20 protein-coding genes are annotated in these 22,122 nt (G+C 48.4%); 15 read left to right on the top strand and 5 right to left on the bottom strand.

What is annotated here, in order from left to right:
* The 14 genes from ACZOTW_RS06210 to ACZOTW_RS06145 all read left to right on the top strand — a co-directional run.
* Nucleotides 1–554 (top strand): type IV pilin protein (locus ACZOTW_RS06210; protein ID WP_483997768.1); only part of this gene is annotated, 554 nt, incomplete at its 5' end.
* Nucleotides 555–723: 169 nt separating this feature from the next.
* The gene (trxA, locus tag ACZOTW_RS06205) at nucleotides 724–1,044 is read left to right on the top strand and encodes a thioredoxin (RefSeq protein ID WP_177745788.1); all 321 of its coding nucleotides are present in this window, start codon (nucleotides 724–726) and stop codon (nucleotides 1,042–1,044) included.
* A gap of 9 nt (nucleotides 1,045–1,053) precedes the next feature.
* Nucleotides 1,054–1,482, top strand: coding sequence for a thioredoxin family protein (locus tag ACZOTW_RS06200; protein ID WP_177745791.1), 429 nt, complete (start codon nucleotides 1,054–1,056; stop codon nucleotides 1,480–1,482).
* Between the two features lie 43 nt (nucleotides 1,483–1,525).
* Nucleotides 1,526–4,102: a DNA polymerase I gene (polA, locus tag ACZOTW_RS06195; protein WP_483997767.1), complete on the top strand. Its 2,577-nt coding sequence runs from the start codon at nucleotides 1,526–1,528 to the stop codon at nucleotides 4,100–4,102.
* A complete protein-coding gene (gene coaE, locus ACZOTW_RS06190) occupies nucleotides 4,099–4,689 on the top strand; it encodes a dephospho-CoA kinase (protein WP_483997766.1) in 591 nt (196 codons plus the stop codon). The genes polA and coaE overlap by 4 nt, the downstream gene beginning before the upstream one ends.
* A gap of 195 nt (nucleotides 4,690–4,884) precedes the next feature.
* The gene (gene rho, locus ACZOTW_RS06185; RefSeq protein ID WP_177745819.1) at nucleotides 4,885–6,141 is read left to right on the top strand and encodes a transcription termination factor Rho; all 1,257 of its coding nucleotides are present in this window, start codon (nucleotides 4,885–4,887) and stop codon (nucleotides 6,139–6,141) included.
* 84 nt (nucleotides 6,142–6,225) lie between these two features.
* Nucleotides 6,226–6,564 carry a 50S ribosomal protein L31 gene (gene rpmE / locus ACZOTW_RS06180; protein ID WP_428037973.1) on the top strand — a complete coding sequence of 113 codons (339 nt, stop codon included), beginning with the start codon at nucleotides 6,226–6,228 and terminating at the stop codon, nucleotides 6,562–6,564.
* A 78-nt stretch (nucleotides 6,565–6,642) separates the two neighbouring features.
* Nucleotides 6,643–7,701, top strand: coding sequence for a peptide chain release factor 1 (gene prfA, locus ACZOTW_RS06175; protein ID WP_177745801.1), 1,059 nt, complete (start codon nucleotides 6,643–6,645; stop codon nucleotides 7,699–7,701).
* 61 nt (nucleotides 7,702–7,762) lie between these two features.
* On the top strand, nucleotides 7,763–8,602 hold the full coding sequence (gene prmC / locus ACZOTW_RS06170; RefSeq protein ID WP_483997765.1) for a peptide chain release factor N(5)-glutamine methyltransferase: 840 nt from the start codon (nucleotides 7,763–7,765) through the stop codon (nucleotides 8,600–8,602).
* A gap of 20 nt (nucleotides 8,603–8,622) precedes the next feature.
* On the top strand, nucleotides 8,623–9,894 hold the full coding sequence (murA, locus tag ACZOTW_RS06165) for a UDP-N-acetylglucosamine 1-carboxyvinyltransferase (protein WP_483997764.1): 1,272 nt from the start codon (nucleotides 8,623–8,625) through the stop codon (nucleotides 9,892–9,894).
* Nucleotides 9,884–11,119, top strand: a complete 1,236-nt coding sequence (locus ACZOTW_RS06160; RefSeq protein ID WP_483997763.1) for a bifunctional folylpolyglutamate synthase/dihydrofolate synthase — start codon at nucleotides 9,884–9,886, stop codon at nucleotides 11,117–11,119. The genes murA and ACZOTW_RS06160 overlap by 11 nt, the downstream gene beginning before the upstream one ends.
* Before the next feature lie 88 nt (nucleotides 11,120–11,207).
* Nucleotides 11,208–13,517 (top strand): coiled-coil domain-containing protein, encoded by a 2,310-nt coding sequence (locus ACZOTW_RS06155; protein ID WP_483997762.1) that lies wholly within the window; start codon nucleotides 11,208–11,210, stop codon nucleotides 13,515–13,517.
* Nucleotides 13,518–13,574: 57 nt separating this feature from the next.
* On the top strand, nucleotides 13,575–14,648 hold the full coding sequence (locus tag ACZOTW_RS06150; RefSeq protein WP_428041679.1) for a D-alanine--D-alanine ligase family protein: 1,074 nt from the start codon (nucleotides 13,575–13,577) through the stop codon (nucleotides 14,646–14,648).
* A gap of 2 nt (nucleotides 14,649–14,650) precedes the next feature.
* Complete coding sequence (locus ACZOTW_RS06145) at nucleotides 14,651–15,121, top strand: hypothetical protein (protein ID WP_483997761.1); 471 nt, start codon at nucleotides 14,651–14,653, stop codon at nucleotides 15,119–15,121.
* Nucleotides 15,122–15,237: 116 nt separating this feature from the next.
* Here the strand turns inward: ACZOTW_RS06145 and tgt are convergent, their stop codons facing one another.
* Nucleotides 15,238–16,404 (bottom strand): tRNA guanosine(34) transglycosylase Tgt, encoded by a 1,167-nt coding sequence (gene tgt, locus ACZOTW_RS06140; RefSeq protein ID WP_177745816.1) that lies wholly within the window; start codon nucleotides 16,402–16,404, stop codon nucleotides 15,238–15,240.
* 692 nt (nucleotides 16,405–17,096) lie between these two features.
* On the opposite strand from tgt, the gene ACZOTW_RS06135 reads away from it, so the two are divergent.
* Nucleotides 17,097–18,176, top strand: a complete 1,080-nt coding sequence (locus ACZOTW_RS06135) for a hypothetical protein (protein ID WP_483997760.1) — start codon at nucleotides 17,097–17,099, stop codon at nucleotides 18,174–18,176.
* Between the two features lie 45 nt (nucleotides 18,177–18,221).
* On the opposite strand, the gene queA is transcribed toward ACZOTW_RS06135, so the two are convergent.
* The 4 genes from queA to ruvA are packed head-to-tail and all read right to left on the bottom strand — an operon-like array spanning nucleotide 18,222 to nucleotide 22,119.
* Nucleotides 18,222–19,256: a tRNA preQ1(34) S-adenosylmethionine ribosyltransferase-isomerase QueA gene (queA, locus tag ACZOTW_RS06130; protein ID WP_428045776.1), complete on the bottom strand. Its 1,035-nt coding sequence runs from the start codon at nucleotides 19,254–19,256 to the stop codon at nucleotides 18,222–18,224.
* 10 nt (nucleotides 19,257–19,266) lie between these two features.
* Nucleotides 19,267–20,487 carry a SpoIID/LytB domain-containing protein gene (locus ACZOTW_RS06125; protein ID WP_483997759.1) on the bottom strand — a complete coding sequence of 407 codons (1,221 nt, stop codon included), beginning with the start codon at nucleotides 20,485–20,487 and terminating at the stop codon, nucleotides 19,267–19,269.
* 1 nt (nucleotide 20,488) lies between these two features.
* Nucleotides 20,489–21,511: a Holliday junction branch migration DNA helicase RuvB gene (ruvB, locus tag ACZOTW_RS06120; RefSeq protein ID WP_428045293.1), complete on the bottom strand. Its 1,023-nt coding sequence runs from the start codon at nucleotides 21,509–21,511 to the stop codon at nucleotides 20,489–20,491.
* A complete protein-coding gene (gene ruvA / locus ACZOTW_RS06115; protein WP_428041612.1) occupies nucleotides 21,508–22,119 on the bottom strand; it encodes a Holliday junction branch migration protein RuvA in 612 nt (203 codons plus the stop codon). Before ruvA ends, ruvB begins: the two co-directional genes overlap by 4 nt.
* Nucleotides 22,120–22,122: the final 3 nt, after the last annotated feature.

Here is a 22,122-nt window from a genome sequence, read left to right as displayed (position 1 = left end):
AGTTGTTGGTCGTGGTCCTTATCATCGGCATTTTAGCCGCAATGGCAATGCCGCAATACTTCAAAGCAATGGAACGCTCCCGTATGACGGAAGCCGTAACGATGTTGGCCAGCATTGCTCAGGCGCAACAACGCAAATATATGCAGACTAATGCGTTTGCTACGAATTATAGTGGGTTAGATGTTGCTCCCAGAGGAAAGGGTGTAAAAGATGGAACATTCTGTACGAAAGGAGTACCGGGCGCCAAGGCCGGGGATTGTGGTGAAGGCAATGGTTTTGAAATTACCTTGGGAACTAATACTGGATTAAATGCGGGAAATGCAATTGCTACTCGTGTTGGTAAAGGTACGTTGCAATACCAATACACCCTCAAACGTTTTTATAATGGCGAGGGAACTCTTTGTACCGCTGGTAATGGTAATGGTGCGGAATTGTGCGCCGATTTCTGCGGCATAGAAGTTGCAAGTGCTGCGGCAAAAAAAGATTATGTATGTTGCAGTGATGGAAACACAAGTGCTGCTGGTGCATGTGCTACCCCTACGACTGGTTTATAATACAATCAGTTATTTTCACACCGCTCTTTCCGCCGCTTGGAAAGGGCGGTTTTTAATATAAGGGGAAAATATCCCTTATTTAACCCATTATATACCTTGACAGCGGGGCCTTTGTCTGGTACTCTCTAATTATGTACACTATAAGTAGATTTATTTGAAAGGGGGACGTATGAGCGAAGTGATTTTGACGGATGCTAATTTTGAAGAAGAAGTATTAAAAAGCAAAGAACCTGTAATGGTAGATTTTTGGGCTACTTGGTGCGGGCCGTGCCGTATGCTGGGCCCGGTGGTGGAAGAATTAGCCGCCGAATATGCGGGCAAAGTAAAAGTCTGCAAGCTAAATACCGACGAAGGTATTGCCACCAGCACCAAATACCGCATTGCTTCTATCCCGACCTTGCTCTTCTTTAAAAACGGAGAATTAGTCGGGCAGAGCGTGGGGTTGCAGTCCAAAGCCGCTTTGCAGGAAAAATTAAACTCCTTGCTGTAAGGAGGCTGTATGAAAAAGTTATTTGGGGCTTTGTGCGTACTGGTATTGTTTGCCGTTGCGCTCGTGGCCCAACAAAATGCCACTATTCCCACAATGACCAGCCGGGAATATAACGGTCTTAAAAAAGACCAAGTGTTTGTTGTTATGTTTTCCGCACCTTATTGCGGGCCTTGCCACGCGGCCGAGCGGACGATGATGACCGCTCTTACCAAAAAATACGCGCAGGACAAGAACGTAATCATCCGCAAGGTGGATGTAGAAAACGACGTAAAACCAACAAACGGAATGTTGTTAAAAGATGCGTGGGGCATTACGTCGTTGCCTACTTTTGTGGTGGCATATAACGATACGGTAATGTATTCTCGTATTGGATATTCAACCCTTTCCGCCGCTGCCGTTCAGCGGGAACTGGAAGAAAAAATTAATAACCTTAAATAGTATAGCGCCCGCCCCATCCCGGGGCGGGCAACTATCCTGTCCTATGACACAACTACAACCGCAATTTTATTTAATTGACGCCCATAACTTTTTGCACCGCAACTATCACGCTTTGCCGAAATTATCCACGTCGTCCGGGCAAGAGGTGGGCGCGCTGTACGGCTTTTTGCGTTGGTTAATCAAAATGCTGCGTGAGCATAATCCGGCATATGTGGCCGTTTGTTTTGACTCTCCCGGCGGTTGTGCCCGGCGCAAGGCTTTATTGCCCGCCTATAAAGCCAACCGAAAAAAACCGGATGACGCGCTTGTCAGCCAGTTGAACTTGGCGCGCGGACTTGTAGATACCTTGGGCCTAACCGTGGTTGCCCGGCAGGGAATAGAAGCCGACGATTTAATGGCTTTTTTAGCCCGCCAAGCCGCGGCGCAAAAGGTGCCCAGCGTGTTTGTTACGTCGGACAAAGATGTGTACCAATTTTTAAACGAATATATTTCCATTTGGCCTTCTGGCGGGAAGGACGGCTTTAAAGGGCCGGAAGCCGCCAAGGAAAAATTTGGGGTGGAAACGGCATTTCTGCCCGATTATTTTTCTATCGTGGGCGACGCGTCGGACAATGTACCCGGCGTAATGGGAGTAGGGCCTAAAAGCGCGGTGGATTTAATTAATAAATTTGGACATTTGGAGGATATTCTCCGCGCCGCCCATAGCGATAACCCCGATTTTAAACCGGCCCTTGCCAAAAAGATTTTAACGCACGAATGCGAAGCCCTGCTGTCTAAACAGTTGGTGGTGTTTGACTCCAACTTGGATATGCCCTTTAATTTGGACGATTACCGCGTACGCACACCGAATAAAGAGCAGTTGGAAGCATTATTTAAGGAATACGAATTTAAAAATTTATTGGACTTTTTTGAGGCTCCGCGCCCGGTACCCCTTACGGTGTCTGCCCCCGAGCAAAAAGAACTTTTGCTGGGAGAAGCGTTAAAGCGGGCGGAAAAGGCAGAGCGCATTTTTTTGCACGCGCAAGAAGAATTTTTGGTGTTAGGAATTAGCGCGGCGGAAGCCTCTTACACCCCCATAAGTGATATCCAGCCGTGGGAACTGGCGGCCCTTAAAAAATTAGTGGAAAATGATTCTATTGAAAAATTGGGCTACGATTTAAAACTGACCTTGCGGGAACTGGATATTAATGTTCACGGACAATTTATCAAATGTTTTGACGGACGATTGGCCCGGTATTTGCTAAATCCGTCGGGCGATTTGAGTTTTGCGGGGGCCTGTGCAGATTGTTTTTCCGTTACCGTGCGTGAGGATGATGCTTTTGAATTATTAAAGGAATACAACCGCTATATTTGGAAATTGCAGGAAGTTTTAACCGCCAAATTAAAGCAAGCCAACCAATGGGAACTTTTTAACAACTTGGAACTGCCGTTAATGATGGTATTGTCCGATATGGAATTTGCAGGTTTCCGCATTGACCCGGGGTGGCTGGAAAGTTTTAAGGTGTTGTTGGAACAGGAAATTGCCCGCTTTCAAAAGGATATTGATGCCCGCGCCGGCTACCCGGTAAACATCAACTCCACCAAACAGTTGGGGGTGCTCCTTTTTGAACAAATGAAAATTCCTCCTGTGCGCAAAACCAAAACGGGTTACTCTACCGACGAATCGGTGTTGGAAGAAATTGCACAAACTTATCCGGTTGCGCGGGCTATTTTGGAGTACCGGGCCAGTAATAAATTAAAGGCTACATATGTAGATAATTTGCTGTTGCTGGCGGATGATGCAAACAAAGTCCACTCGTATTTGGACCAAACCGGCACGGTAACGGGCCGCTTATCCAGTTCCAGCCCCAACCTGCAAAATATTCCGGTCCGCACCGAAAAAGGCCGCCTTTTGCGCAAGGCTTTTTGTGCGGCGGACGGAAATGCGCTGTTAAGCGTGGACTATTCCCAAATTGATTTGCGCGTACTCGCGCACGAAAGCCAGGACCCTGTGCTTATTGAATCTTTTTTAGAGGGCGGAGATATCCACACGCAGACGGCGGCGCAAATCTTTGGCGTAATGCCGCTGATGGTTACAGAGCAAATGCGGTCTAGTGCCAAAGCAATTAATTTTGGTATCATTTATGGACAGGGGCCTATGGGCCTTTCCCAAGCACTTGGTATTTCGCTGCGCGAAGCCAAAGAATATATAGACAATTATTTTCGCAATTACCGTATCGTGCGCGAGTGGATAGATGCAAATGTCGCCCTCGCCCGCCAAAACGGATATGTAAAAACAATGTTGGGGCATATCCGCTACCTGCCGGAATTTAATATGGGGGTAGGCAGTATGACCTCTTTTGCACAGCGTGCGGCTATCAATACGATTGTGCAGGGCGGGTCAGCCGATATTATTAAAAAGGCTATGATAGATGTATTTTCCGCTTTCCGCAACACACCCGTACAAATGACTATGCAGGTGCACGACGAATTGATTTTTGAAGTGCCGCAGGAAGGATTAACCGAAACGGCGGCCCGTATTAAAGGCTTAATGCAAAACGCCGTTAAATTGCGCGTGCCGCTGCTGGCGGCGGCAAAGGCGGGGAAAAACTGGTACGAATTAGAAAAACTGCCTTTATGAATTTACGCGTGAAAAATAAATTGGTATTAGGGTTGACGGGCAGTATGTTGAGCGGCAAAAGCACGGCTTTAAATTTTTTTGCGCAAAACGGCGCAGCGGTGTTATCCTCCGATGAAATCGTCCGCGAATTGTACCGGGTGCCGGAAGTTCAGCAGCAACTGTCCGCTTGGTTTGGCTCGTTTCAGCCCGCCCGGGTGGCAGCGGCGGTTTTTAATAACAAGGCGGCCCGCCGGAAGTTAGAAGGTTATTTACACCCGCTGGTATTAAAGGCGGCTGCCAAACAAATTCAACAAAGCGCAAATAATTTTTTTGTATTTGAAGTTCCGCTCCTTTTTGAATCGGGGTGGGATAAATTAACCGATTTGAATATTTTGATATTGGGCGACAAGCGTACGCTATCCGCCCGCTTGCAGGAGCGGGGAATTACACAGGCGGAATACAACCGCAGGATTGCCGCGCAGTTGCCCGAAGATGAAAAAGCCCGCCGGGCAGACATAGTGCTGGCCAACTGCGGCAGTAAAACAGATTTGAATTTAAAAATAAAACGCCTCATCCGTGCGATTACATTTATTTACGGAGTAAAGTAAGGAGTTACAATGGAAGAACATACCACGCAGGAAAAGACCTCTAAACCCGCCAAGGAAACTAAAACGGTCAAAACAACCGCTTCCGCGGTGCCCGCCGAAGAAACCAGAACGCAACGGCCGTCTGCCCGGACAGGACGCACTATGTCTCGCCCGGCCATACAGCAAGCCCCGCGCCAACCAAACGGAGCAAAACCGATGGATGCGCGTGCGTTAAATAAACTCAGTATGCCGGAACTGACAAAATTGGCTATCAATTATAATATTGAAGATATTTCCGGCCTGCGCAAACAGGAACTTATCGGCCGCATCGTGGCTGTACAGGCCAAACAAAACGGCTCCGTATATGGCGGCGGCGTATTGGAAATTCTTCCCGACGGTTTTGGCTTTTTGCGTTCGGAAGAGAATAACTATTTAGCAGGCGCAGAGGATATTTATGTTTCTCCGTCCCAAATCAAACGCTTTGGCCTGCGCAAGGGCGATACTATTGAAGGCCTGATCCGCCCGCCCAAAGACAACGAACGCTTTTTTGCTATGTTGCAGGTGCAAAAGGTAAACGGTGTGGATTCCGATAAAATCTACAACCGCCCATTGTTTGAAAACTTGACTCCGCTTCACCCCAACGAACGCTTTACGTTGGAGATTGATAAATCGTCGCTTACCCAGCGCGTGATTGATTTGATTGCACCTATCGGCAAGGGCCAGCGTGCCTTAATCGTTGCTCCGCCCAAAAGCGGTAAAACGATGATTTTGCAAGCGATTGCACACTCTATCGCCCAAAATTACAAAGACGCTGTTTTAATGGTCCTTTTAATTGACGAACGCCCCGAAGAAGTAACCGATATGAGCCGCAGTGTAAAGGGCGAAGTGGTGGCCTCTACTTTTGACGAACCCGCCGACCGCCACGTCCAAGTGGCCGAAATGGTGCTTGAAAAAGCCAAACGCTTGGCAGAGCAGGGCAAAGATGTGGTGATTTTATTAGATTCTATTACCCGCTTAGCTCGCGCCTATAACACGGTTGCCCCGTCCTCGGGCCGCGTGCTTACGGGCGGTTTGGAAGCCACGTCCTTGCAAAAGCCGAAACGCTTTTTGGGCGCCGCGCGCAACATTGAAGAAGGCGGTTCCTTAACCATTATCGCTACCGCGATGATTGAAACCGGCAGCCGTATGGACGAGGTAATTTTTGAAGAGTTTAAAGGTACGGGTAATAGCGAACTTTGCCTGGACCGCAAACTTTCCGAACGCCGTATTTTCCCGGCGGTGGATATCAACCGCAGTTCTACGCGTAAGGAAAACTTACTCTTGTCGGAGGATGAACTGAACAAAGTGTGGATTATGCGCAAAGTGCTGGCCCCGCTCAGTTCTGTGGATGCGATGACGCTGCTGTTGGAAAAGTTATCCTCCACCAAATCCAATAAGGATTTCTTTAAACAAATGGAAGTAAACGCATTTTAGCGTGGGCGAAGGGAAAGAAAATCTTTCCTAAACCCGCAATTTATGGTAAAATAAACTATAAGATTTTGAAAGGAAGACTATAAAATGAAAGAAAACATACACCCGAACTATGAATTCGTAGAAGCCGTTTGCGCCTGCGGAAATAAATTTATGACCCGCTCCACGGCCAAAACTTTGAAATTGGACATCTGCGCCGCTTGCCATCCGTTCTTTACCGGCAAACAGAAATTGTTGGATACCGAAGGTATGGTAGAAAAATTCAACAAACGTTTTGCGAAAACCGAAGGCAAAACCTTGGTCCGCAAACCGAAAACGGAAGTAAAAGCCAAAGCCAAATTGGCGAAAAAACCGGTAGTGGCTAAGAAAGCCGCCACCAAGAAACCGGCCAAAAAAGCAGAAGCCAAGGCCGAAGAAGCCAAATAGCCGTTTTTTTACAAAAGAGCAGACTGTCCGAAAGGGAGTCTGCTCTTTTTTGCAGTTAATTTGCCGCAAGGAATTTGTATGGATACCTCCAAATATGTAGCCGAATTTAAACAGTTGGAAGACGAGTTGTCCTCGGGAAATTTGTCTAGCCAAGATTTAGCCGTCAAAGCCAAACGCCACGCGTTTTTAAAACCTATTATTGAAAAGGAACAAGAAATCAACGCGGCCGTAAAAGCAATCGCCGACGATCGCGCGATGATTGAAGCGGGCGAGGATAAGGAACTGGTCAAAATGGCCGCTGATGAACTGGCAGAACTGGAAGCCAAACTGCCCGAACTGCAAAAGGAACTGCGCATTTTGGTTATTCCGCCGGATCCTAATGATTCCAAAAACATTTATTTGGAAATCCGTCCCGGTGCGGGCGGGGACGAAGCCGCCCTGTTTGCAGCCGAACTGTTGCGCGTGTATCAGCACTTTGCCCAAACTAAGGGGTGGAGCACCGAAATTTTGGAATTTACGCCTACTGGTCTAAAAGGCTGTAAATATGTCAGTATGTTTATCAAAGGGGAAGGTGCTTACTCGTGGCTTCGCAACGAATCGGGCACGCACCGCGTACAGCGTGTGCCGGATACCGAAACGGCTGGCCGTGTGCACACCTCTACGGTTACGGTAGCCATTATGCCGGAAGCCGAAGAAATTGATATTGAAATCCGCCCCGAAGATTTGGAAATGGAAACCTGCCGTTCCGGCGGTGCGGGCGGACAGAACGTAAACAAGGTGGAAACCGCCGTGCGCATTATCCACAAACCTACGGGTATTGTTGTGTCCTGCCGTGAGGAACGCCACCAAGGAAAAAACCGCGAGAAAGCAATGGCTATGTTGCGCGCGAAACTTTACCAAATTGAGGAAGAAAAGCGCAATAAAGAAATTTACGACGAGCGCAAGGCCCAGGTAGGTACGGGGGACCGCAGTGAAAAAATCCGCACTTATAATTTTCCGCAGAGTCGCGTTACCGACCACCGACTAGACAAATCTTACCATAACCTGATGGAAATTATGGAAGGCAATATTGAGCCTATTTTAGAAGATTTGCGTACTTATCGCGTGGAGCAGAAACTTAAAAATCTGCAAATTTGATAGGCTGTAATCTGTTGGCCGGGCGGGCTGTTTTCCGCCCGGCTTTTTTTTAAGGAGATTTATGACTTGCGTTTCCCAACTTTTATCTGCGGCTGTATCCCGTTTAAAAACGGCTGGCTCTGACGAGCCGGAGGCCAATGCCGAGTGGTTGCTGGCCTATGCACTGGGGGTCAGCCGGACGTGGGTGTTAGCCAACGGCTTTAACCCTGTCCCCGCCGAACAGCAAGCCCAATTTGAGCGTTTTTTAATGCGCAAGGCCGCCGGCGAACCCCTTTCGCATATTGTAGGTTTTCAGCCGTTTTGCGGATTAGATATCCGCGTTACGCCCAACGTATTAACACCCCGCCCCGAAACCGAAGATTTGGTGGAACAGGTGTCTTCCTGTTTTGATAAAAAGGGCCGTTATGCTTTTTTGGATATGTGTACTGGCAGCGGATGTATTGCCTTGGCCTTGGCGCGCAATTTTCCCAATGCACAGGTATTAGCGGTAGATAAAAGCGAAGCGGCCCTAAAAGTAGCGCAGGAAAACGCGCGCGAACACCGCTTAACCGAGCGGGTGCATTTTTTGCAGAGCGACTTGTGGGAAAATGTAATGGGAACTTTTGATTTGATTATATCCAATCCGCCTTATATTCCTACGGCTGATTTGGCCACCCTTACACGCGAAGTACAGCACGAACCGCGCTTGGCGCTTGACGGCGGGGCGGACGGTTTTGAAATTACCCGCCCGCTGTGCGAGGCCGCCGACGGTTATTTGAACCCCGGAGGCTTACTCGCGTTGGAACTGTGCAAAGGGCAACCGTGGCCCTTGGCCCGGGGACTTATGGAAATCGGCTGGCAGGCGGAGGTAAAAAAAGATATATTTAACATAGAGCGGTTTGTTTTTGCCCGAAAAATTTAATTTTTAACGGAGTTTTTATTATGGACAGATTTATTATTCACGGTGGTAAAAAATTGCAAGGTACGGTGCATATTAGCGGCAGTAAAAATGCCGCCTTGCCTATTTTGGTGGCTACTTTGCTGACGGACGAACCGTGCGTCCTGCACCGCGTGCCCAATTTGCGCGACGTGCGCACCACACTTAAAATTTTGGAATATTTAGGTAAAAAGGTGGAATACAAGAATAACACCGTTACCATTACAGCGGACGGTGTGTTAAAAAACACCTTGCCTTATGAATTGGTGAAGCAAATGCGTGCCAGTTTCTGGGTGGCCGGGCCGCTTTTGGCACGCTTTAAAACGGCGGAAATTCCGCTTCCCGGCGGTTGCGCGATTGGCGTGCGCCCGGTGGATATCCATTTAAAGGGGTTTGAAAAACTGGGTGCTGAGTGCGACATTAAGTCCGGCAATGTGATGATTCACGCGCCGGAACTGACTCCGGCGAAAATCGTTTTGCGCTTTCCCAGTGTGGGGGCCACGCAAAACCTGCTGATGTGCGCTTGCTTAATTCCGGGAGAAACCATTTTGGAAAATGTCGCCAAAGAGCCGGAAGTAGATGATGTAATTTTGTTTTTGAACAAAATGGGTGCCGATATCCGCGTGGGAGATAAAGGCCAACTCATTGTGCGGGGCAAAACAGCCTTGCACGGTGCGGAACATACGGTGGTGGCGGACCGTATTGAAACGGGCTCCTATATTTTGGCCGCGTGCGCGACCCGCGGAGATGTAACCGTTACGGGTTGCGTGCCGGAACACAACTCCATTTTGCTGGAAGATTTACAGGAAGCGGGCTTTACCCTGGACATTACCGAAGATTCCGTCCGCGTTCACTCTTACGGCGGCGATATCAAGCCCGTGCGTGTGCGCACCGCGCCCTATCCCGGTTTTGCCACTGATTTGCAGGCTCCGTGGATGACGCTAATGACGCTGTGCAACGGTACTGCGGAGGTAGATGAGGATATATTTGAAAACCGCTTTATGCACGCGCCGGAACTGGTGCGTATGGGGGCCAATATTTCCACGGAAAAAAGCGTGGCTCGCGTAACCGGAGTAAAAGAACTCTCGGCGGCACACGTTCAGGCGTCCGATTTGCGCGGAGGAATGGCTTTGGTGATTGCCGGTCTGTGTGCGGCGGGAGAAACGGAAGTGGAGCGCGTGTATCACATTGACCGCGGCTATGAAAAGTTGGAAGAAAAATTAACGGCTTTGGGTGCGGATATCCGCCGGTATAATCCCGATAAAAATGAGTTTTGATGTTGTTTTTAACTATATTTTAAAGCGCACCGGCGCAGGTGTTGGCGCGGGGTTGGAGGGGTTTCGCGCTCTTTTGGCGCGTTTGGGAAACCCGCAAAACCAGTACAAAATAGTCCACGTTGCAGGCACCAACGGCAAAGGTTCCGTCAGTACGTTAATGGCCGGCACGCTAACTGCCGCCGGGCATAAGACCGGGCTTTTTGTGTCGCCTCATTTGGTTTTGCCTGTGGAGCGTATTCAAATAGACGGAGAAAATATTTCCCGCCAAGCGTTTTCCAAAGCAGTTTTAGACGTGTTTCAAGAAGAAGAGGAAGAACTAAATTTTTTTGAAATTTTAACGGCTGCCGCCCTTTTGTATTTTGCACGTCAAAAAGTGCAGTATGCTGTATTGGAAACAGGTCTCGGCGGGCGGAAAGACCCCACCAATGTATGTACCCCGGACGTTTGCCTGATTACATCTATCGGGCTAGACCATACGCAATATTTGGGTTCCAGTTTAGCACAAATTGCGCTTGAAAAAGCCGGCATTATTAAGCCCAAAATACCTGTATTTGCAGGCGAAATGGCGCTTTCCGCGCGGGAGGTGCTGCGCAAAACCGCCAAAGAACGCAAGGCTCCTTTGCGCTTTGTAAAAGAGGGGGAACCGTTTGCTGTTTTTTCATACGATTTTCTCCATAACCAAACGCTGCTCCGTGCTCCGGATAACCGGCAGTGGCCTCTGCATACATTAGGGCCGCGCCAAGCCGCTAATGCTTGTTTGGTCTATCAAGCGGCTAAACAGTTATCCGTGCCGGATGATTGCTTGCAAAAAGCCTTTCAATCGGTTAGCCTGCCGGGCCGCTTTGAAGTGATTTCTAATGAAAAAAATACTTGGGTGTTGGACGGAGCCCACAACCCGCAAGCCATAGAGGGGTTGATAAATTTTTGGCAAAAATCGCCCTTTGGCAAGGAAGCGGCCCTTTTGTGCGGATTTATGAAGGATAAAGATTACAAAAAAATGCTTGCGCTTTTGTGTCCGCATTTTGAGCATATTTTTATAACGGTTCCGCCTTCTGCCCGCGGGGCTGGCGCAGAAGATATCCGCGCCGCTTTGCCCAAAGGGGTGAAGGCCGTCTTTGAGCCCGATTGGCAACAGGCGGTGCGCCTGGCCCGGCATTATCCGTGTGTGCTGTGTACGGGGTCTTTTTACTTGGCGGGCGCGGTGCGCGGCAAGATAATAAAATAGAGATTTTTTCGTCATAAAACAGGGTTGACATCGGCGGGGGTATTGTGGTTAAATTTAGTGTAAGGTATTTTTTAGACGGGGAGCAAAAATGGCGTTAGACAATAACCAATTTGACGGACACGGCGATATCGCCCAGTTTTTGGAAAAATTTAAAGAACAGACTTTTTCCACGCCCATTACGCCGCCCGTGAATACCTATTCCGTGCGGGAGGATTCTATCCCTGCCAAACCTGCCCAGTACGAACGTTCGTTTGAAAAGTTGGAGCAGAAAATCCGCGAGTTGGAAGAGCGCTTTGAAGCCTCTGCCAGCCAGAACCAGTTGATTCTGTCGGAACTGGCCCGCACGCGCGAAGCCTTGGACCGCCAAAAAGACAGAGATGCTTTTTTTGAACATATTTCCCGCACGATTGCCAATTTAAAGGCCAGCGTGGAGAGTTTGTCCCGTGCCCAACAGGAGCAGCGTTCGTTCCGTGAGCCGGATGTACAGCGCAGTTTTGACCCGGTTCCGTCTGCTTTCGGTGCGCCCGAACCGGCCCGGGCGGTTTATCATTTTGAGCCGTCTGCCCAGCAGCCTGCCCGCCTGGAACGGGAAGAAAAGGAACGTATTATTTCCAGTTTAAAGCAAAAAGCCTCGCAGTTAAAGGCCGTTAATAGCGCGTTGGACCGCGAAATTAAAAAGGTCCAGCAGGAAAAAATGGAAGCCCTTAAAAAGTCGGCTGAGCAAGCCAAGGAAATTTTGTCCTTGCGCGACCGCTTAACCGCCGCCGAGGAACGCTTTAAATCGTTTGATTTTGAAGGCCGCATTATTTCCATTAAACAGCAGTACCAGCAGAAGGTGTCCAGTTTGGAAAACCAACTGCAAGAAATTTCCGATACTTGTATGAAGCAAGTAGAGGAGATTGAATCGTTAAAGGCCGAAAATCTAAAACTCCACAAGGCCGCAGCCGAAAAAGACGAAGCCTTGGCCCGTTTGGAAGCCAAAGAACGCGAACTGACGGCCCTCAAAGCCGAAATTGCCGCTTTGCAAACCAGCCATAGCGAAGATTCTAAAAAACAGTTGGCTTCGTTTACGGAAAAATTGCAGTCGTTGCAATCCCAACGCGACGGTTTACAAGCCGAACTTACCCGCGCGCAGGAATCGCTTGATGCGGTCCGCCAGGAAAAAGAAACCTTGGAAAATAATTTCAAAGAATTATTGGCTAAAATTAACGAAAATGACGCGGTAATTGCGCAACTTAAAGCCAAAATTGAGGTGTTGGGCCAGCAAAACGAAGAACTCGCGCACCATAACGAGGAGTTGTCGCACCAAAACGCGGAACTCAAAGAGCGTAACGAATCTTTAACCAATTACAATGCCGCTTTGACGAGTGCCAACCAAACTTTAACGCACGAGAAAGATGCTTTGGCGGAAAAGGCCGAAATTTCAGGCCGCGAGCGTGCCGCCCTTGCCGAACAGGCGGAAACTCTGAGCCGCGAAAAAGAGGAGTTAGTTGAAAATGTGGCGGCTCTCTCGCGCGAAAAGGCGGGTTTGGCCGAGCATACGGAAAATTTAAACAAAGAAAAAGAATCCTTGACTGCGCGCGCTGAAATGTTGGCCCGCGAAAAGGACGAACTGACCGCCCGCGCCGCCGAATTGGAACGGGAAAAGGAACTGCTGACGGAGCAGTCCGCGCATTTGGCACGGGAAAAAGAGGAATTGGAACGCCGTTCGCACGAAATGGGAAATGCCAAAGAATCATTGTCCGGCGATTTAGCCGCAATACACCAAGAAAAGGATACCTTGGCCGGAAATTTGGCACAAGCCAACCGTGAGAAAGAATCTTTGGCCGCCCGTGCGGAAAATTTAATGCGCGAAAAAGAGGCCTTGGCGGACAGTTTGGCGCAACTTAACCGCGAAAAACAAAATTTAGCGGAAAATTTAGAACAGGTGGAACGCAAAAAGGAAGCCTTGGCCGGCAGTTTGGCGCAGGTAAATAAAGAAAAGCAGGACCTTTCTTTGCAGTCTGCCGCCCTTAAACAACGCGCAGAGCGCTTGGAGGGGGAAACCAAAGAACTGGCTAAGGAAAACCAACAACTGCGCAACCAAAGCGCCGCATTGTTAGCCGCCCGCCTGGTTCAAGAAAAAGAACGCGCCAAAGAGGAAACTTTAAACAAGGCTTCCCAAGCGCAAAAACCGCAGCCTCCTGTTTTTCCTCGTCCGCCCGCTCCGGCTACGAGGGAACAATCTGCTGTTTCCGCTCCGGCCAAAAAAACATTGGCGGAAGCGGACTTGCCCGAAATTAAGGTGGCCGAACCTATTGCCCAGCCGGAAGCACTTTACGACGGCGAGGACTTTTTGACCAAGACGGATAGTTTTATCGGACGGATGAAATGGTCTATATTTAGGGAAGATAAATAACCGATATTTAGGGCCTGGCCGAGTGTCAGGCCCCTTTACAATAAGGACGAATAAAAAATGCCAATTTTAAAAGTAGCAGTATTGTACGGCGGTAAATCTACCGAGCACGAAGTTTCCGTACACAGCGCACAGACCGTTTGCCGCGTGTTGTCGGAAAAAAAAGATAAATACGAAGTTTATCCCATTTTTATCAGCAAGCAGGGCCGTTGGTTCTTGCAAAAGGCTTGCGGCCCGCAACACCCAACCGATAAACCCATTACCCCGGTACTCAAAGACGAAGCAAATTTAGTTGCTTTGGACGGCTCTTTTTCCATTAAGGCGGATGTGGTGTTCCCGGTTTTGCACGGCACCAACTGCGAGGACGGCACTATGCAGGGCTTTTTGGAAACATTAGATGTTCCGTATGTCGGGTGCGGGGTATTGGCTTCGGCAATGGGGATGGATAAGGAAATTTCCAAACTAATTGCGCGTGAAGCGGGTGTACCGATTTTGCCCTGGAAGATTGTCAGCAAAGATGCCGGATACGATTTGTCCGCCTTGCAGGCGTGGGCGGAAGAACAGGGCCTGCCCGTGTTTGTTAAGCCTGTGCGATTAGGTTCCTCGGTAGGCGTACGCAAAGTAAAAACCGTGGGCGAATTGCAGAGCGCGTTGGATTTTGCCTTGCAGTTTGACACAGATGTTTTGGTGGAAAAAGGAGTGGACCACGCCCGCGAAATTTTCTGCGCTATTTATGGCGAAGGCGTGCATATAAAATCTTCTGCTTGCGGGGAACTGAGCACAGTAGCCGGGGAATTTTTTGACTACAATGCCAAATACATTGTAGCGGGCGGGTGCGAAACCAAGGTACCTGCGGATATCCCGGCAGATCTCGCGCAAAAAATGCGCCAAGACAGCGAAGCCGTCTTTCGTGCTTTGCGCGGGAGTGGGTTGGCCCGTGTAGATTTTTTAATGGATAAAAACGGCGAGTATTACTTCTCCGAAATTAACACAATGCCGGGGATGAGCGAAACGAGTCTGTTCCCGCAACTTTTTAGTGCGTGCGGGGAAGATTACGGACAAATTTTGGACGGACTGATTACACTTGCTTTGCGGGTGCACGCGCGCAAGGCCGCACTGTCTTTAAACCGCTAATTATGGAAAAATTGATTGTACGCTTTACAGGGCTGAATATTTGGGTAAAAGTGATTATTGGCTTTTGCCTGTTCGGCGCGTTTGTAAATTTGTTTTTAGTGGCGCGGGATATATCCTCGGGTGGTATTTTACTGCGCCTTCACGCGGGCTTTTTAGTCCTGTATTTGGCGCAGGTGGTGTTTGCGCTGTTGCACGAGCGGGCGGTGTGTGTATTGGCCGCCTTGCAAGGGGTGCTGGCGCTACTGACCAATGCGGATTTTACTTTTGTGCCGCTTATGCGCGTGATAAGCGGGTGGATGTACGCGCTGATGGGCCAGCCGTCCGTAGAAATGATGGCTGTTTATAAATATGTGTTTATTTCGCTTGCGTTTACAATGCAGATGTTAAGTGCTTATGCTTTGTTTTCGCTCTTGCCCAAACCCGCCAAAAAAGAATCTGCCGACAAAACGGCGGAAGTAGTTTTAGAAGATTAAAAACAATAATCAAACCCGTAATCCCCGTGAACCTGCATAGGCGCGGGGATTTTTTGTGTCTAAATAAAAAAAAGAGCGGCTGTTGTTTAGCCGCTCTTTCCTTTTTCCGGTACAAATTAGTTGCCTTGGTACTTGCGGATAATTTCCTCTTTTAGTTGCATAAATGTACCGTTTTTGATGGCTTCGCGTGCGCGTTCTGCCAGGCGAATCAAAAAGCGGATATTGTGTATGCTTAGCAAGCGGTGGCTTGTCAGTTCCGCCGAGCGGAACAAGTGGCACAGGTACGCGCGGGAATAGCGGCGGCAGGTGTAGCAGTCGCACTCCGCATCCAGCGGGATATCTTGCGTGCGGTACTCGGCATTTTTGATGTTCACGCGCCCGGTGCTGGTCATTACCATACCGTTGCGCGCCACGCGGGTGGGCCATACGCAGTCAAACATATCCACACCGCGTTCAATGGAGTTCAAAATTTCCACCGGCGTTCCTAACCCCATAAAGTACCGGGGTTTTCCTTCGGGCAAATTGTCGGTTACTGCCAAAACGGATTCGTTCATTTGCTCCAAGGTTTCGCCCAAAGACAGCCCCCCAATGCAGTAGCCGTGCGTGGGCAAAGAGGCCATATGCTGGGCGGCTTCCTTTCGCAAATCGGGGAAAATGGCCCCTTGGATAATGCCGAACAAAAGAGAATTCCCGACGGTAAACGAGCCGTCCTCGTTTTGCGTGATGTGTTGTTCGGGCACGGTTTGTTGATAGGCTTTTGCGGCGCGTTCTGCCCAGCGTTTTGTGATGTTTAGGGCTTCGCGCGCTTCGTGTTTGGACGGATTTTTGGCGTGGATACAAACGTCTAACATTGTCCAAATATCGGAGCCGATTTCACTTTCAAATTGAATTACGTTTTCGGGTGTAAAAAGGTGTTTGCTTCCGTCGTGGTGGGACTGGAAGGTTACGCCTTCTTCTTTGATTTTGCGGAATTTGGGCAAACTATAAACTTGAAATCCGCCCGAGTCTGTCAAAATGCTTCCGCCCCAATGCATAAATTTATGCAGGCCGCCCATTTGCTTTAAAATTTTTGTCGTCGGGCGCAGATACAAATGATAGGTGTTGGAAAGCAAACACTCGGCCCCGGCATTTTTCAAATCTTCGTCGGTCAGGGCCTTTACGCAGGCTTGCGTGGCCACCGGCATAAAAACCGGGGTATGCACCGCACCGTGCTTGGTGTACAATACACCGGTGCGGGCTTTACAATGTGGGTCTTTGGCAAGAATTTTAAAAGGAGAAATCATATATATATTTTACCATATCCGGCTAATTGGCTTGGGGGAAGAAAGGAAAGATGTTTTTGGGATGACGGCTTTATAAAAAAAAGAGGGCCAGAAATGAGTTCAGGACGACGGATTTTTTTCTAGTGCTCACAATAAACCCCGGGCGTAATCCTAGGGAGATTCATTGTTTTTCTTTGTCATTCCCGAGGGTTTGGCGGTCAGCGTTATTATTGTTGTCATTCCCGAGTGTCGTAGTCGGGAATCTGTTGTTTGTCGTTGTTGTTCTCTTTCGAAACGACAGATCCCCGACAGAAACCCTCGGGGATGACGAAGGAAGAATATCCTCACCAAACCCCTCGGGGATGACGATCAAAGCAGAATAGCCGTCATTTCCTCCTGCGACTTTTGGGGATGACGAAGGAAGAAGATACGCACCAAACCCTCGGGGATGACCCTAATTTTTATGACGGCCTTGTTTTATTTGTGGGTGTTGTTTTGTTGCTTGCGATATTGCTAAAACAGTGTGGCTCCATTAGTCAAAAGCGGGAAAAAGATAAGCCGTTTGCCGGACTTCTTTTTAAAGGGTTGTTTTATTTTTTTTTTTTGTTAAAATTTTGAAAATTAAGGCCGGATATACCCGGATGTATCCGGCATATAAAAACACATATAAAAGGCCGTTTTGCCCAAATAAAAAGGCCTTAAAAGGAGAAAAAATGAAGAAACTATTAATAGGGTTGTGCTTCTTATGTGCTTCCACACCCTCTATGGCGGCGGGTGCCAATAAGATGACAATGGTAACGTATTTCCCGGTGAAATATGTGGCATATAGCCAGGTAGATGTAATGAAACAAATGGACGTCGGCTTAACATCTGCCTGCCAAATGAACTTGGGTTGTTCAGCAGACGAAGGATTTAATACAGGGAAATCATTGCGCGTAAATAACTTATTAAAGATTGCAGGGGGAAAACTGGAACTAAATGATGCCCCTGCAATAGAAGGTAACACCGCGCACATTGGTAGCGGTAATGGCGTGAGTGATTTTGATTTTGAAACCAGTTTGCGCGTAGGCAACTACAAGCAAGGTTACACGATGCAGACGGATAATATGTATTTGAACGAATTAAACTTGTTCGGCTATAAATTCCCTAAATGTGAGGGGGAGACAATGAGTTGGCAGAAATTAAAACTCAAAAACAAGGAAGAGGTTTACTTGGTCTGCGGCGAGGCGGAACAAGGCACTTGCGAGCCGCCCGCAGGGGAACCAACAGAACAGTTTTGCCCAGCCCCCTCTACGGCTAAGCAAACTAGAACCTGGAACTATACCGCTTGCAAATGGAACGCTTGGCAGGGGAATTGCTCCTTAAAGAAATGCTTAACAAAAGCGACTTCCTGTTTTCAAGGAACTACTGTTGGCGTAGGAAGTTGTAGTGGTATATGTAATATAGACAAAGGAAGCCCTTTGCCATTTAAGATGAAGCCTTCCGTGGTAGAAACAGAAACCTTGCTTATGGCAGGATATCTTTCTAAACCAAGGGCTTGCAGCCCGGGAACAGAGTGTGCTGATTGTATAGTTGGTAAAACTTATTATGATGCTAATGCAATTTACGGTAAAACTTGTCTTATGGGCAATGGCAATCTTGACGGGAATTGTAAAGCATATTTTTCCTTGCCTTTGTACCAGTGTAGTGAATTAGCGAATTGCAGTCAGGGTACGGCCGCAGATTGCAAAAAGTGGGATTCTAAGGCCACTGGATTTGAAATTTGGCAGGACGGAACAGCGGGGCGTTCATAATAAACAAATATAAAAAACCTGGGGTTTTTAATAGCCCCGGGTTTTTTACAAAATCATCATACTGTCGCCAAACGAGTAGAAGCGGTATTTCTTTTCTACGGCTTGCAAATACGCTTCGTAAATAAAGTCTTCCCCGGCAAAGGCGGACGTCATACACAGGGGCGTAGAATCCGGGAAGTGAAAATTCGTAATCAGGCAGTCAATGGCTTTAAACTTATAACCCGGATAAATAAACAAATCTGTCCATTTTTTGCCCGGGTGAGTGATATGGTTTTCGTCGGTAAAACTTTCCAAAGTGCGCGTGCTGGTGGTGCCGCAGGAAAATACACGTTTGCCCGCTTGGCGCACCGCATTTAATGTGTCGGCGGTTTCCTGGGATACTTCGCCCAGTTCGGCCAGCATATGGTGCTGTTGGGGTTCCCCGCGTAGGGGTTTAAACGTGCCCCAACCGACGTGCAGCGTGATATAGCAAATATGTACGCCTTTGTCCTTTAATTTTTGCAAAAGTTCCGGTGTAAAGTGAAAACCCGCCGTGGGCGCGGCGATAGAACCGTCGTACTTAGCGTAAACGGTTTGATAGCGTTCTTTGTCGGTGCTTATACTGGGTGTAAGTCCGCTATGCTTGCGGGCCTTTTCTATATATTGCGGCAAAGGCATTAGCCCGTGTTCGTTGCAGAAAGGTAAAATATCTTCTTCGTTAAACTCCAAAAGGGCTTCGTTGTTGTCCGTTTTGCCCAATACCTTGGCGGTAAGGCCGGAACCGAAATCAAGCGTAATGCCTTCTTTGTAATCGCGCGTTAAAACGGCCCAAATGTTGGGCTTTTGCATAGGGCGCACGAGTAAAACTTCCACCTTGCCGCCCGTGGGTTTGTGTGCAAATAACTTGGCGGGGAAAACCTTGGTATTGTTGATAACCAGGGCATCTCCGGGGTTAAAATATTCGTGGATATCGTGAAAGATACGGTGTTCAATGGTGTGCGTATCGCGGTGGAGCACCATTTGGCGCGAGGAATCGCGCGGAGTGGCGGGTTGCTTGGCGATAAGCGGGTCTAAATCCAGTTTTTTAAAGCGTTCAAACATAAGAGTCCTCTTATTGGAGCGTTGTTATTTCGGCTCCGGGATAATAATTTTTTAAAATTTTGCGGTAGTTTTTGCCGCTTTTCGCCATACCGTTGGCGCCGTCTTGGCACATACCTATTCCGTGCCCGTAGCCTTTTCCTTCAAAGTGTACGTCTTTTTTGCGTACGTCTAACTTGGTTATTTTGCAACTGCGTATGCCTGTGGCCAGGCGGAAGCGCCCGCACGGTACGGTTTTAGTTCCTTTGGCGGTTTTTATGGTTAAATTCGTGGCGCGGCCGGTGTCGGTTTTGCGGACAATTTTGATGTTTTTTAAAGCACCCGTCAAGCCGACGCTTTTGGCATAATTTTCTACTTTACCGCGTGCAATATTCATGGTCCACTTATAACTTTTGGAGTGGCTGTCGTATTTACAGGAGGCTCCCGAGAGCGGTTTAATAGATTTTGCGCCGAAATTCCAACTGCGCACATCGTCCGTTGCACCGCCGCAGTTAGCGTGGTAATAGGTAAAAAAGAGTTTATCCTCGTAAGTTAATACTTGCCCGCGGGTTTGGTCCACGGCTTTTTTGACGGAGTCGTACTGCTTGCCTCCGCCTTTATACATTTGGCTGCGGACGTCGGAATACACGTCAAAATTCTGGTTTTTCACGCCCTCCAATGTTTTTAATGTGTAGGTGCGCGCGGCCACCGCCTGAGCCTTTAATGCTTCCAGCGGCCACGAGTAACTCATTTCATAAGGTAATACACCATAAAGATATGTTTCCAGCGGAGCGTGTTCCACCAGGTGAAACGTATTTTGCGCTGGGATAATGTAAATTTTGCCCGAATAACTGTTGTTATTCCAACCCAGCAAAGTGCCGGAGGCCGGCTCTAAAATAATAGGCTGTGCGGCCTGCAAGGTTCCTATTTGAATTTTTCCGTTGCCCAAAGTTTTTACAGCCAAAGTTCCGGCGGTGGAGATTTTATATTTTTTATCTAAGTTTTGCGTATAAATATATACTTTCCCGGAGTGTTTTATATAGGCCGATTTGGCCTTTTCGGCTAAAAGAACGCGCACGGTGGTTTCGGTAAATTGCTTTTGGTTTTGCGGATCCTGTGCGGGTGGTTCGGGCGCACGGACAGATAAAGCGGATAAGTCTATTGGTCCTTGCGCCGCGCGCTTGGACGGCGCCGCACACGCACTTAAAAGTGCGGCCGTTAAAAGAAATAAACAGAAGCGGGCGAGATGTTTCATACTAAAAAAGCAAATCCGCGTGCTGTTTGCGGCCCAAGTGTTCGTATGCCTTGCGCGTGGCAACACGCCCGCGCGGGGTGCGCGCAATAAAGCCCGCTTTGATGAGAAAAGGCTCTATTACGTCCGTTAAAGTATCTACGGCTTCGCTGACGGCAATAGCCAAATTGTCCACGCCCACCGGGCCGCCCGAAAAGCGGTCTATAAGTGCTTCTAAAATGCGCTTATCCACGCTGTCCAGCCCTTCGCTGTCAATGTCCAGGGAATCCATTGCCGTGGTGGCGATTTCGTGCGTGATAATACCGTTGCCCTTTACTTGTGCAAAGTCACGCGCACGGCGCAATAACCGGTTTGCAATACGCGGTGTGCCCCGGGAGCGTTTGGCTAATTCGCACAGGCCTTCGCGGTCGGCTTCAATGTTAAGCAGCCGCGCCGAGCGTTCCAAAATATCGGTGATTTCCGGAATTTCATAAAAGCCTAAATTAAAGACAATGCCGAAACGGTCGCGCAACGGACCTGTTAATAACCCGGAGCGTGTGGTGGCTCCTACTAAGGTAAAATGCGGAACGGCTAATTTTAAAGTGGTGGAGCCAGCCCCCTTGCCCGTATTGATAAAGAAAGTAAAATCTTCCATAGCCGGGTACAAGGCTTCTTCTACGGCGGGGTTTAGGCGGTGAATTTCGTCAATAAATAAAATATCCCCTTCGGCCAATTCTGTGGTAAGCATAGCGGCTAAGTCGCCCGGGCGCGCTAAAACAGGACCGGACGTAACCTTGATGTTTACACCCATTTCGCGCGCCAAAATGTTGGCAAGTGTGGTTTTGCCCAAACCGGGCGGTGCGTAAAAAAGGCAATGGTCCAAGGCTTCCTTGCGGGATTTAGCAGCCGCAATAAAGATGCGTAAGTTTTCTTTTAATTTTTCCTGCCCGACAAATTCGTCCAAGGTGGCAGGGCGCAAGGCGGCTTCCAGCCCGGCGGATTCGTCGGATAGTTGGTTTACATCTAAAATTTCATTTTGGTTGCTCATTTTTTCAGTACCCGCAGGGCCTCTTTAATAATGTCTTCAATCTTGCCGTTTAGGTTTACACCCTCGGTGTAAAGTTTTTCAATTGCCCGGCGCGATTCCGCCGCAGAATAGCCCAAGGCGGACAAGGCTTCCAATACACCGCTCATATAAGGGGCTTCGTCCATTACTTTTATTTTACTTTCGCCTTGTATGGTGATAGCGTCCATTTTATCCTTTAAAGAATTGATTAACTTTTCGGCGGTTTTTGCCGTGAACCCGAAAATACCCGTCAAAATTTTAGGGTCGCGTTTTAAAATAGCATTGTGAAAATCTGCCACCGAGCGAAGTGCTTTGTTTAAAAATTCAAGAGCCTTTTTGGGGCCGGTGTTGGGAATTGCGGTTTTGAAAAGATACCAAAGTTCTTTGTCTTCTTTATGTAAAAAACCGTATAATACTGTGCCGTCATAGGGGGAAATAGATTCCGCCACATACAGGGCCGTTTCGGTTCCTTCCGTTAATTCCAACGCGGAACTGTGCGCAAGGTTGACCTCGTAGCCGATTCCTCCGCATAAAATAACGGCACCGTCTTCCTTTATTTCCAATACTTCGCCTTTTAAATACGCTATCATATC

Source organism: Candidatus Avelusimicrobium sp. (assembly GCF_056976295.1).
This window is presented reverse-complemented; position numbering and strand designations above follow the sequence as displayed.